Origin of the sequence: Streptomyces sp. NPDC000075, assembly GCF_040301925.1 — a bacterium.
In the GTDB taxonomy this organism is placed as follows: Bacteria; Actinomycetota; Actinomycetes; order Streptomycetales; family Streptomycetaceae; genus Streptomyces; species Streptomyces polychromogenes.
Map to the genome: position 1 here is coordinate 97,091 of NZ_JBEPFL010000011.1, position 11,182 is coordinate 108,272.

General features: G+C 74.8%; 14 protein-coding genes and 1 pseudogene. 8 read left to right on the forward strand and 7 right to left on the reverse strand.

The window, feature by feature from the left end:
• Positions 1 to 9: 9 nt before the first annotated feature.
• Positions 10 to 627: a DUF6461 domain-containing protein gene (locus tag ABT403_RS15490; RefSeq protein ID WP_344152639.1), complete on the reverse strand. Its 618-nt coding sequence runs from the start codon at positions 625 to 627 to the stop codon at positions 10 to 12.
• 55 nt (positions 628 to 682) lie between these two features.
• Here ABT403_RS15490 and ABT403_RS15495 point away from each other — a divergent pair, with 55 nt between their 5' ends.
• Positions 683 to 1,042, forward strand: coding sequence for a hypothetical protein (locus tag ABT403_RS15495; protein ID WP_344152642.1), 360 nt, complete (start codon positions 683 to 685; stop codon positions 1,040 to 1,042).
• Positions 1,043 to 1,063: 21 nt separating this feature from the next.
• Here the strand turns inward: ABT403_RS15495 and ABT403_RS15500 are convergent, their stop codons facing one another.
• On the reverse strand, positions 1,064 to 1,642 hold the full coding sequence (locus tag ABT403_RS15500; protein ID WP_344152645.1) for a TetR/AcrR family transcriptional regulator: 579 nt from the start codon (positions 1,640 to 1,642) through the stop codon (positions 1,064 to 1,066).
• A 92-nt stretch (positions 1,643 to 1,734) separates the two neighbouring features.
• Between ABT403_RS15500 and ABT403_RS15505 the strand changes: the two genes are divergently transcribed.
• The 3 genes and pseudogenes from ABT403_RS15505 (at position 1,735) to ABT403_RS15515 (ending at position 3,340) form a co-directional block, all read left to right on the forward strand.
• Complete coding sequence (locus tag ABT403_RS15505) at positions 1,735 to 2,181, forward strand: anthrone oxygenase family protein (protein WP_344152648.1); 447 nt, start codon at positions 1,735 to 1,737, stop codon at positions 2,179 to 2,181.
• A gap of 26 nt (positions 2,182 to 2,207) precedes the next feature.
• Positions 2,208 to 2,612, forward strand: a pseudogene (locus tag ABT403_RS15510) (DUF4267 domain-containing protein); the annotation flags it as partial.
• A gap of 407 nt (positions 2,613 to 3,019) precedes the next feature.
• Positions 3,020 to 3,340 carry a hypothetical protein gene (locus tag ABT403_RS15515; protein ID WP_344152651.1) on the forward strand — a complete coding sequence of 107 codons (321 nt, stop codon included), beginning with the start codon at positions 3,020 to 3,022 and terminating at the stop codon, positions 3,338 to 3,340.
• A gap of 78 nt (positions 3,341 to 3,418) precedes the next feature.
• Here ABT403_RS15515 and ABT403_RS15520 read toward each other — a convergent pair whose 3' ends face one another.
• Positions 3,419 to 4,312 carry a helix-turn-helix domain-containing protein gene (locus tag ABT403_RS15520; RefSeq protein WP_344152654.1) on the reverse strand — a complete coding sequence of 298 codons (894 nt, stop codon included), beginning with the start codon at positions 4,310 to 4,312 and terminating at the stop codon, positions 3,419 to 3,421.
• A gap of 249 nt (positions 4,313 to 4,561) precedes the next feature.
• On the opposite strand from ABT403_RS15520, the gene ABT403_RS15525 reads away from it, so the two are divergent.
• On the forward strand, positions 4,562 to 5,326 hold the full coding sequence (locus tag ABT403_RS15525; RefSeq protein ID WP_344152657.1) for an SDR family oxidoreductase: 765 nt from the start codon (positions 4,562 to 4,564) through the stop codon (positions 5,324 to 5,326).
• Between the two features lie 70 nt (positions 5,327 to 5,396).
• On the opposite strand, the gene ABT403_RS15530 is transcribed toward ABT403_RS15525, so the two are convergent.
• Both ABT403_RS15530 and ABT403_RS15535 read right to left on the reverse strand, forming a co-directional pair.
• Entirely contained in the window at positions 5,397 to 6,536 is a 1,140-nt protein-coding gene (locus tag ABT403_RS15530) for an amidase family protein (RefSeq protein WP_344152660.1), read from the reverse strand.
• A 123-nt stretch (positions 6,537 to 6,659) separates the two neighbouring features.
• Positions 6,660 to 6,848: a DUF6381 family protein gene (locus tag ABT403_RS15535; protein WP_344152663.1), complete on the reverse strand. Its 189-nt coding sequence runs from the start codon at positions 6,846 to 6,848 to the stop codon at positions 6,660 to 6,662.
• A gap of 193 nt (positions 6,849 to 7,041) precedes the next feature.
• Here ABT403_RS15535 and ABT403_RS15540 point away from each other — a divergent pair, with 193 nt between their 5' ends.
• A complete protein-coding gene (locus tag ABT403_RS15540) occupies positions 7,042 to 7,341 on the forward strand; it encodes a DUF6479 family protein (RefSeq protein WP_344152666.1) in 300 nt (99 codons plus the stop codon).
• Between the two features lie 163 nt (positions 7,342 to 7,504).
• Here ABT403_RS15540 and ABT403_RS15545 read toward each other — a convergent pair whose 3' ends face one another.
• Complete coding sequence (locus ABT403_RS15545; RefSeq protein ID WP_344152669.1) at positions 7,505 to 7,822, reverse strand: hypothetical protein; 318 nt, start codon at positions 7,820 to 7,822, stop codon at positions 7,505 to 7,507.
• 91 nt (positions 7,823 to 7,913) lie between these two features.
• A complete protein-coding gene (locus tag ABT403_RS15550; RefSeq protein ID WP_344152672.1) occupies positions 7,914 to 9,278 on the reverse strand; it encodes an NAD(P)/FAD-dependent oxidoreductase in 1,365 nt (454 codons plus the stop codon).
• Positions 9,279 to 9,531: 253 nt separating this feature from the next.
• On the opposite strand from ABT403_RS15550, the gene ABT403_RS15555 reads away from it, so the two are divergent.
• Together ABT403_RS15555 and ABT403_RS15560 are read left to right on the forward strand one after the other, a co-directional pair.
• A complete protein-coding gene (locus ABT403_RS15555) occupies positions 9,532 to 10,155 on the forward strand; it encodes a 2Fe-2S iron-sulfur cluster-binding protein (RefSeq protein ID WP_425580120.1) in 624 nt (207 codons plus the stop codon).
• On the forward strand, positions 10,152 to 11,168 hold the full coding sequence (locus ABT403_RS15560; RefSeq protein WP_344152675.1) for an FAD binding domain-containing protein: 1,017 nt from the start codon (positions 10,152 to 10,154) through the stop codon (positions 11,166 to 11,168). The genes ABT403_RS15555 and ABT403_RS15560 overlap by 4 nt, the downstream gene beginning before the upstream one ends.
• Positions 11,169 to 11,182 lie beyond the last annotated feature (14 nt).

Sequence of the window (11,182 nt, forward strand, 5' to 3'; positions counted from 1 at the left end):
CGGGCGGCGTCAGCGGGTCCGGATCCGGGCGGTGGCGCAGGTGAACGTCGTGTCCTGCAGCAGCTCCGGAGTGACGGCGACGCCGGTCAGGTGCTCCGCCAGGGCGAACGCCGCCGGCGCGGACAGGTCCGTCTCCGGGGGCTCGCCGTCGAGGTGGAAGCCGGTCCGCTCCATGACGCCGAGGAGTTCGTCGGGCGTGCTGCCGCTGCGGTCCTGCGGGAACATGGGGTCGAACTCCAGGCGCAGCACCCCGTCCTCGGCCCAGAGGAACGTGCCGACGGCGTTGACGTTGATGAAGTGGGATATCCAGCTCGTCCCGGCGGAGGCCGGCAGCGCCCGGTCCCCGGTGACGCCGAGGTAGCCGTTCGGCTCGATCAGGAGCGTCCACTCGCCCACGGTCGTCATGCCGATCAGCTGTTCGTCGCCGTCGCCGCCGGCCTGGTCGTACCGGGCGAAGGCGGCGTCGGTGAGCGCGGCTATGCCCCGCAGGGGCGCCTCCGTCCGCCCGCCGAGCCGGGCCACCACCTCGGCGGGGGCCAGCCCCCGCACCAGCGTGAAGCAGTACGCCTCCGCGATGTCGGGAAAGTCGTCCTCGAACCATGCGTAGTCCGCCGCGGTCTTCATCATGCCGTCCATCCTCGCCCCTGCCTCTGACAACGGCGGCGCGTGCCATGATCTGCCGGTGAGCGAGTACCTCTGGCCCGGGGAGGACGGCGGGCGCGTGCCCGATGTCGCCTCGGCGTGGCCCGAGACCGTCCGCCGGCTGCCCGTCGGTACGCCCGTCGCGGGTGAGGTCGTCGGCCGTCGGGCCTTCGGTGTCTTCCTCGCTCTCGACGGCCACCCCGACGCCCTGGGCCTGGCCAGGATCGACCGGATGCCCAGGGGCAGGGAACTGCCGCCCGTGGGACGGCGCGTGACCGGCGAGGTCGTCTGGCACGCGCACCACAACCACCAGGTCGGGGTCGCCCTCGACGAGTGGGCCGGGCCCGGGAACCCACTGCCCGGCCTCCGCGCCGGCCAGGCCGGGCAGGCCTTCCGCTAGGGCTTCCGCCGCGACGGTGGGTCAGGCCACGGCGAGCCGGTCCACCAGCAGTTCCACCCGCCGCGCGGCGTCCTGCGGCAGCAGCCTTCCCGTCCGGGTCAGGGTCGCGAGGCCGTGCAGGGACGCCCAGAACACCTCGGTGAACAGCCCTGCGGGGACGCCGTCCCCCGCGACCTCGCCCAGGGTCTCCATCAGCGCCGCGAACGCGTCCTTCAGCGGCTCCGGGGTGTCCTCCCGCGCGTACGCCAGGCCGCCGTCGAGCTGGAACAGGGCGTCGTAGACGGCGGGGTTGCGTTCGGCGAAGTCGAGGTAGGCGCGGGCGAGGGCGGTGACCCGCTCGCGCGGGCCGTCGGCGGCGGCCGCCGCGGCACGCACCGCCACGGCCATCTCGGCAGCGCCCTCCAGGGCGACGGCGCCGATGATCTCGCGCTTGCCCCGGAAGTGGCTGTAGAGCACGGGCTGGCTGTATTCGATGCGCTCGGCGAGCCGGCGCGTCGTGACCGCGTCCCAGCCCTGCTGTTCGGCGAGTTCGCGGGCCGTCGCCACGATGAGGCGCTCGCGGACCGCCCGTTCGCGTGCCTTGCGTTCGTGTACTGACATGACCTGGATCCTAGCACCGCTAGACAAGCAAGCGGCAGCAGGGCTAGCGTTGCTAACGACACCTAGCAACGCTAGATCCCAGGAGGGGCTCCATGCTCAGCGCACTTGAGGTCATCACCACCGTCGTCGTCGGCCTGATGGTGGGGGTGGAGTTCTCCGTCGCCTTCGTCATGAACCGGATCTTCAACGCCCTCCCAGAGGACGCCGGTCAGCGGGCCCGCTCCCACGGCGGCCGCATGCTCGGCGCCGTGATGCCGTTCTGGTACGTCGGCTCGCTCGTCCTCGCCGCGCTCTGGGCCGTGGCAGGGCGGCACCACCCGGGCACCGGCCTCGTCGTCACCGCCGCCGCGCTGCTGATCGTCAGCGTGATCATGTCGGTCCTGCTGCTCGTCCCGATCAACAACCGGAGCAAGACGTGGACTCCCGACAACCGGCCGGCCGACTGGAAGGAGCAGATGAACCGCTGGGACCGCTACCACTACGTCCGCGTCGCCGTCATCATCGCCGCCTTCACCCTGCTGGTCACCGCCCTCACCTGAGACCACCGCCTCAAAGGAGTTCCACCATGTCACTGAAGAAGATCAATACCGTCCTGGCCGCCGTCGTCACCCTGTTCGTGCTCTACCTCGGACTGTCCTTCATCGTGATCCCCGAGACGTCCACCCCTGGCGTCGGCCTGCCCACCTGGCCCGAGGGCGACGGCGGCGGCTTCCTCGTCATGAAGGGCATCCGCGAGTTCTCGATGGGCCTGGTCATCGCCATCCTCCTGGTGACGGGCCACCGCCGCGCCCTGGGCCTGGTCCTGCTGATGGAAGCCGTCGCTCCGTTCGGCGACATGATCAACGTCCTGGCCCACCACGGCTCCGTCGCCGCCGCGTTCGGCATCCACGGCCTGACGGCGGCGGTGATCGCCACCAGCGGCCTGCTGCTCCTCCGCGAGACGGCCGGACCCCCGAGACCTCCGCCCCAAGGCCCGCCACCCGGACCGCCTGACGCCTGCCCGCCCGCCACCACCCCGGCCGTGGCACCCCGGAACCCCCGTCCCACTAGCCTGCTTCCGGGGCGCGGGTACGTCCAGGAACCGGCGCGCACGGCCGGAGGATCCACCGCCCCTCAGCCCGTCACCCCTCGGGAGCTCTGCGACATGCCGGCACGGCCCACCCTCATCGTGGTCAGCGGTCGCCGAGGCCGCCTACCAGGACCGGCTCTGGCGCCCCGGCCTCGAACGGCTCCACCCCGCGGGCCGCCGAGATCGCGGCCTTCGCCCGCGCCCCCGCGTAGCCGGTACGAGCGGCGGGTGCGGTGAGTACGAGGCGCAGGGCGGCCCTGAGTACCTCAGCGCTGCCGGCCGCCGCCGGGAGCCGCTTGGCTGTGCCCATGCGCGAAACGACCCAGGACCCGACCGCCACCCCTCCCGCCGGGGCCGAACCCTCGTGGCGGACGACCGGCTGGGCGCTGGCCCTGATCCCCGTGGCCTTCTTCTTCGGCGCCCTCGCTCCGATGGCGGGGGACGCCCACCCCCGTACCGTGGCGGTCACCACCGCCCTGTGGTGGGCGGCCTGGACCGTCAGCCCGCTGCTGGTGCTGGTCTCCCGCCTGCTCCCCGACCGCCCGGCCCCGGCCAGGGCGGGGCGCTGGGCGGGGCGGGCTGCGCTCGTCCCCCCGGTGGCCGTGATCCTGCTGACGCTCACCCTCTGACGGTGCGGGAAACCGTTCGGCGGCCCCCGCGCCCCGTCCCCGCCCGCACCGGTGCCGCTGATCCTGCGCGGCCCCCGCTCAGCCGCCGGCCGGCCCGCGCCCCCCGTCCCTCCGCAGGGCCCCGGGCGTCAGGCCGGTCGTGCGCCGCAGCACGCGGGTGAGGTGGCTCTGGTCGGCGAACCCGTGCGTCACGGCGATGTCGGCGATGCTGGCGTCGGTGTGCAGCAGCGCACTGCGGGCCCGTTCCACCCGCTGGCGCAGCACGTACTGGTGCGGGCTCTCGCCCACCGAGGCGCGGAACAGCCGGTTGAGGTGGGCGGAGCTGACCCCGGCGACCGCCGACAGCTCCTCCAGCGTGATGCGCCGGCCGAGGTGGAGGTGGATGTAGTCGCGCAGCTCCGCCAGGCGCCGTGCGGGCAGACCGCCCTCGCGTGCCGGCGGGCCGCCCCCGGCGGCGCAGCGCCGCAGCACCACCGCCGCTGCGGCCTGCACCAGCGACTCCGCGTACAGGGCGTCGACCGGGCCCCCGTCCTCGTACGCGCCGACCAGGCGCTGTACGAGCAGGGTCAGCAGCGGGTCGGTGAAGTGGAAGTCCGGCGCGAGCTCCAGCTCTCCGCGCACCCGGGCCCCGCCCTCCTGCGCGTACTCGTCCAGCCAGCGCGGGTCGAGGGCGAGCAGCATCAGCTCGACGTCCTCCCGCCAGCGCGGCCGTGACGCGTAGCCCGCCGGGTTGACGAGGGCCTCGCCCGGGTGGAAGCGGGCGCGGCGCGCGGTGCCGTCCGCGTTCCACGCCAGGCTCGCGGGCGTGCCCGTGTGCACCACCAGCACGTGCCGGTCCGGCGGTTCGAGCGGGGGGTTCGCGGTCCCGGATCCGGCGGCGTGTTCCACGGCGCGCTCCACGACCGCGTGCCCCATGTCCCGGGCGCTGCCGCTGAGACGCCGCAGCCCCGGCTTGATGTGCGAACCGACCACGCCCACGATTCTCCCCGTCCCCCACCCGCGAGGCGAGCGGTGCCACTGTACGCACAGGTCCGCGGGCACACGGTGACCAGTGCGCCGCCGCGCGCCCCGTACCGGCGATGCGCGGATCGTCCCACCGGCCGCGCGGATCGTCCAAGAACGCGCCCCCGGACGCCGTGCATGCTGCGGGAGACGGGGCGCGCCGGATCGCACGTCCCGGGGGCAGTCCCTGCCCTCCCGTGCTCTCTCAAGGAGAACGACATGGTGAACACCCCCACCAAGACGCTGGCCGGCAAGGTCGCCTTCGTCGGCGGCGCCTCCCGCAACCTCGGCGGGCTCATCAGCACCACCATCGGCGCCGAGGGCGCCAAGGTCGCGGTCCACTACAACAGCGCCTCCTCCAAGGCCAAGGCCGAGGACGTCGTCGCGCAGATCAACGCCGGCCCCGGTGAGGCCTTCGCCATCCAGGCCGACCTGACCGACGTGTCCGAGATCGAGCGCGTCTTCGACGAGGTCGTCAGCCGCTTCGGGAAGCTCGACATCAGCGTCAACACGGCGGGCATGGTGCTGAAGAAGCCCCTCACGCAGATCACGGAGGAGGAGTACGACCGGATGTTCGCGGTCAACTCCAAGGCCGCGTTCTTCGTGATGCGCGAAGCGGCACGCCGGATGGAGGACGGCGGGAAGATCATCACCATCGTGACCTCCCTGCTCGCCGCCTACACCGGCCTGTACTCCTCCTACGCCGGCAGCAAGGCCCCGGTCGAGCACTTCACCCGCGCGTTGTCCAAGGAGCTGTTCGGCCGCAACATCTCCGTCAACAACATCGCCCCCGGCCCGATGGACACCTCGTTCTTCTACCCGGCCGAGGACGAGGACTCCGTCGCGTACCACAAGTCCTCCGCGATGAACGGAGACCTCACCAAGATCGAGGACATCGTCCCGTGGGTGCGGCACATGCTCACCGACGGCTGGTGGGCCAACGGCCAGACCCTCTTCCTCAACGGCGGCTACACCACCCGCTGACCCCGCCCGACGGGCTCCCGGCGCGCGCCCGCCGCCGGGAGCCCGGTGCTTGCCGCCTGCGGCCCGGCGGTCACGTGCGGTGCCACGCCCCGGCGGCTCCGAGGAGCAGGGCGTCGGCGTGGTGACGGGCGATCAGCTGGAGGCCCACGGGTTCGCCGTCCGGCGTGCGGCCCGCGGGCAGGGTGATCGCGGGGTGGCCGGAGAGGTTGAAGGCCCAGGTGAGGGCCACGCTCATGCGCGTCCCGGGGCCGTCGTGGCCGTGCGGCGGGTGTGGCGTCGTGGGGGTGGCGAGGAGATCGGCCTCCTCGAAAACCCTGTGCAGGGCCCGGGCGTTGGCCTGGACGAGGGCCTCGGTGTGCGCGTCGGCGGTGCCGGCGCGCAGAGCGGTCCAGGCCGGGGCGGGATCGCGCAGCCGCACCGGGTGGTCGACGAGGCGGCACAGCCCGGCGCGGGCGATCCGGTGCAGGGCGCGCAGCGCCGTGGCCGCGACGGCCGGGGCGGTGTCGGCGTAGCCGAGGGAGGACGTCCAGACGACCCGCAGGCTCCCGCCGACCGGGACCGGGACCGGGACGGGTGCGACCGCGCGGAGGTAGGCGAGGGCGTCGGCCGGGTTGCGGACGATCACGCCGGGGCTGGCCAGCCCGGCCCGGTCACGGGCCGGCAGCAGGCCGTTGGTGGGCTTGAAGCCGATGGCACCGCACCACGCGGCGGGTATGCGTACGGACCCCGCTCCGTCGGAGCCGGTGGCGAGGGGCACGAGACCTGCCCCGACGGCGGCCCCGGACCCCGCCGAGGAACCGCCCGGGGACCAGGCGGGGTCCAGCGGGTTGAGGGTGGGGCCGCGGTCGGTGGAGCCGTAGGTCTGCCAGCCCGTCCGGGCGCGCGGCACGGAGGTCGCGCCGATCGGTACGCACCCCGCGGCGACCAGACGCCGGTTCTGCGGGGAGCCGGCGCCCTCGATCGCCTTGACGGCGATCGGCACGCCGGCCAGCGGCAGGCACACCCCACGGGCCACGGCCGCGTCGACCTCCGCCGCCCGGGCCCGGGCGGCCTCCGCCCACAGGGCGGTGAAGGCGCGCAGCGCGCCGTCGCGTCCGGCGCTGACGGCCAGCGCGGTGTCCACCACCTCGCGGGCCGTGACCTCGCCGCAGCCGACCAGACGGGCGATCCCGACGGCGGGAAGCGAGGTGTACAGGCGGTCGTCGAGCATGCGGAACTCCTGGCCCGGGTGTCGTGTCGCAGGGCCCCATCGTGCGTGCTCGACCCGGCCGCCCGCCACGGGTTTCGCGAGTGCCCCGCGCTCACCGTGGGGCCGGCCGAGCGGTCGGGCCGGCTACATGGGATCCATGGTCCCGCTGCCCGGGCCGTTCTCCTGCTCGCTCTTCTCGCGGATGTGCAGGGCCTTGTCCCGCAGCCGCTGCCGCTCGGCGGGGTCCGTCGCCCGCTGGGCCGCCTGCTCCAGCTCCTGCGCCTTGTCCCGCATCTGCCGGGCTCGTTCGCTCGGCCCGCTGTCCTTGCCCATGACCGCTCCTCGTGTGGTGGGGGAAGTGTGAGCACCCCGAGCCAAACAGGATCGGGCCGGGTCCGCCACCGGAGCCGCCGGTGACGGGCGCGGTCCGGCCGGGCCGTTTCGCCGCCGACCCGGCGGGCAGCCGCGACGTGGAGAAGAGGGCCGGAGGCGCCGGGTGGCGGCGCCCGGCGAAAGGAGCAGCTCCATGATCGACTCGGCCGCCGTGCTCGCCTTGAGCGCTACGGGAACCGCGTTCGTCTCCGCGCTCGGCGTGATCGTCATCGTTCTGCTGGTCGGCGCGGTGTGGTGGGGCGTGAAACGGCGCGCCGCCGAGCCGGAGCCGCCCACCACGGCCGGGCAGCCCCGCCGGCCGGCCGGTGCCGGGCGTCCCGAGGTGCGCCGCGAGACCGACGGGCAGCCGTTCCCCTCGGACGGCAGCCGGCGCACGGCGCACGAGCTGAAGGGCTACGGCAACTTCGGCTCCCCGGAGGACGAGCGGTCCTGACCGACGGGCGGTCCTGCGGACGGGCGGGCCTGACGGACGGGCGGTCCTGACCGATGAGCGGTGCTGACCCGGGACGCGGGGCCGGCCCGGGACGCGGGGCCGGCCCGGGACGTGAGGCCGGCCCCGGGCCGGACCCGGCCCGCCACCCGAGCCGCCCGGCGCTTCAGGGGCGGCGGAAGTGGCGGGCCGACATTTGGCCCTGGGCGTAGGGGTCCGCGTCGGGGGTGTAGGGGCCGCCGTGGCTGGCGAGGAGGTCGGTGATCCGGTGCCATTCCGCCAGGGCCGCCCGGGTGGGCGCGTCGGCCCCGGCGGCGTCGCCGACGGCGGCCAGCAGGCGTTCCAGCGCGGCCGCCGTCTGGTGGTGGGTCATGCCCACCGCCTCGGCCCGCACCCGGTCGCGGGCCTCGACCTCGCCCTCGGACGGCTCGTGCGGCTCCAGCGCGGCCTCGACGACGGCCTCCGCTTCGTCGGACATCGACATGGCACCCCCCTCTTCCGTTGCCGAGGACGCCCCTACCCCGCGCACGGGCCGGCAATCACCCAGACCTCAGGACCTGCGGCCGGGGCGCCGGTCAGCCCGCCGCGCGCAGCGCCCGCGTGTGCTCCCGTACCTGCGCCGGCGTCAGGTACGCGTCGGTGCGCTCGAACTCCCGCAGCCTGGGCGGCTTCGCCGACTGGAAGCCCATGCGCACGAAGTCGTCCCCGGCCACCGCGTTCAGCAGCCAGTTGGTCATCACCCGCGTCTTGGCCACGCCGGTGCGCAGCGCCGACCAGTGGTACCCCCGCGCCACCGCCTGGGCGGGCAGGCCGCGCAGCGGGACGCCCAGCGGCTTCGACACGGCGTCGGTGCCGCCGAGGTCGACCACCAGGCCGAGGTCCTTGTGCACGTACGGCCGCAACGGCCGGCCGCGCAACGAGGCGATCACGTTGTCGGCCAGGGTGCGCCCCTGCCGCAGGGCGTGCTGCGCCGTCGGCGGGCAGATCGCGCCGTTCCCGCCCCGCGCGAGGTCGGGCACGGCCGCCGCGTCCCCCAGGGCGAAGACCCCCGGCGCCTGCGGAACGGTCAGCTGCGCGGTCACCACCAGCCGCCCCCGCTCGGTCTCCGCGTCCATCGTGCCGATCAGCGGGCTCGCCGCCACTCCGGCGGTCCAGATCAGGGTCCGGCTCGGCAGTACGCGCCCGTCGGTCAGCGTCACCTCCTCGGGGCCCGCCTTGGCGACGCTCACCCCCAGCGACACCTGGATGCCCCGGCGCCGCAGGATGTCCAGGGCCGCCCGCCCCAGCGAGTCGCCCAGCTCCGGCATCAGCTTCGGAGCCAGGTCCAGCAGGTGCCAGCTGATCCGGCCGGGGTCCAGCCGGGGGTAGCGCCTGACCGCGTGATGGGTGAGCCGCTGGAGGCACGCCGCGGTCTCGGTGCCCGCGTAGCCGCCGCCGACCACGACGAAGCACAGCCGGGAGGCGCGCTCGGCCTCGTCCTGGCTGGCGTCCGCGAGGTCGAGCTGCGCGATGACGTGGTCGCGCAGGTACGCGGCTTCGGCCAGCGTCTTCATCCCCCGCGCGTGCTCCGTCAGGCCCGGGACGTCGAAGGTGCGGGTGATGCTGCCGGGCGTCAGGACGAGGTGGTCGTACGCCTGATGGCTCTCCTCGCCGGTGATCCCGCGGATGACGCAGACCTTGGCCGCGGTGTCGACGCCGATGGCCGCGCCGGGGATGATCCGGGTGCGGTGGCGGCTGCTGCGGCGCAGGGAGACGGCGATGGACTGCGGGGTCAGGACGCCGGAGGCCACCTGGGGGAGCAGGGGCAGGTACAGCTGGTACGCGTTCGGGGTGACCATCCGGATGTCGGCCTCGCCGGGGGACAGCCTGCGCTCCAGACGGCGTACGCATTCCACTCCGGCGAAGCCCGAACCCACCACGAGGATCCTCGGTCGTGCCACGGTTTCCGTCCTTTCCCAGGGCTGACGGGTCACCCGCGCATCTGCCCACTCGCACGGCCCCCGTACCTCCCGCGCCGCCGGCCGGCCCGTGTCCGGCAGGTCCCCGCGTCCGGCCGGCCCGCGTCCGGACGTCGGCCATACGGGGGAGGCCCGGGGAGACCTCCGGGGGCGTGGGGCGCGCGCGGGCCCGGAAGGGGCCAGGCTGGGCGGTGGGACGGACGTTCCTCCCCAACGGACGACAAGGGAGTCCGCCGTGGCCCACGCAGCCGACCCGCCCGCACCCCCGCCCCCGCACGCCCCGCCGGACGGCGCGCCCGCAGGTGACGTCCGCTCCCGCGTGAGCCTGCGCGTCAACGGGGTCCGCCACGACCTCGACCTGGACCACCGCGTCACCCTCCTCGACGCCCTGCGCGAGCACCTGGACCTCACCGGCGCGAAGAAGGGCTGCGACCACGGGCAGTGCGGCGCCTGCACCGTCCTCGTGGACGGCAGGCGCGTCAACGGCTGCCTGCTGCTCGCCGTCACCCTCGACGGCTGCCGGGTCACCACCGTGGAAGGCCTCGCCGCACCCGACGGCACCCTCCACCCGCTCCAGCGCGCCTTCATCGAGCACGACGCCTTCCAGTGCGGCTACTGCACCCCCGGCCAGCTCTGCTCCGCCGTCGGCGCGCTCCGCGAAGCCGCCGCCGGACACCCCTCGCACGTCACGCCCCCCGCGCCCCAGGAGGCCCCCGCCGCGCTGACCGAGGCGGAGATCAGGGAACGGCTCAGCGGCAACCTGTGCCGCTGCGGCGCCTACCCGGCGATCGTCCGGGCCGTCGCCGACGCCGGCGCGGACGCCGCGGCCACCAGGACCGGAGCGGACGTGATCGCGTGAAGCCCTTCGCCTACGTACGCGCCACCAGCCTCCGCGAGGCCGCCGACGCCTACGCCGCCCACCCCGGCGCCCGCTACCTCGGCGGCGGCACCAACCTCGTCGACCTGATGAAACTGGGCGTCGAGACCCCCACCACCCTCATCGACGTCTCCCGGCTCCCCCTGGACGAGATCACCGAACTCCCCGACGGGAGCCTGCGCATCGGGGCCACCGTCCGGGGCAGCGACCTGGCCGCCGACCCCCGGATCCGCGCCCGCCACCCGCTGCTCGCACAGGCCCTGCTCGCCGGCGCATCCGGCCAGCTGCGCAACGTCGCCACCACCGGCGGCAACCTGCTCCAGCGCACCCGCTGCGGCTACTTCCAGGACCTCTCCAAGCCGTGCAACAAACGCGAACCCGGCAGCGGCTGCGCCGCCCGCGACGGCATCCACCGCGACCACGCCGTCCTCGGACACTCCCCGCACTGCATCGCCACCCACCCCTCCGACCTGGCCGTGGCCCTCGCCGCGCTGGACGCCGTCGTCGAGCTGTACGGCGGACCGGACGCCACCCGCACCGTCCCGGTCACCGAGTTCCACCGGCTGCCCGGTGACCACCCCGAGCAGGACACCGTCATCCGCCCCGGAGAGATCATCACGGCGGTGCTCCTGCCCGCCCCGCCGCCCGGCGCCGTCTCGCTCTACCGCAAGGCCCGCGACCGCGCCTCGTACGCCTTCGCCCTCGCATCGGTCGCCGTGCTCCTCGACCTCGACCCCGGCAGCGGCCGCGTACGCCACCTCGCCCTCGCCTTCGGCGGCCTCGCCCACCGGCCCTGGCGCGCCACCACCACCGAGGCGCGGCTGGCCGGCGCCGAGCCGCACCCCGACACCGTCCGCGCGGCCGTCGACGCCGAACTCGCCGCCGCGCGACCCCTGCGCGACAACGCCTACAAGATCCCCCTCGCCCGCAACCTCGCCTGCGACGCCGTCGCCGCGCTGGCCGGAACGCGCCCCGCTTCCCCCGCCACCCCTTGAGCGGCGCCGCCGAC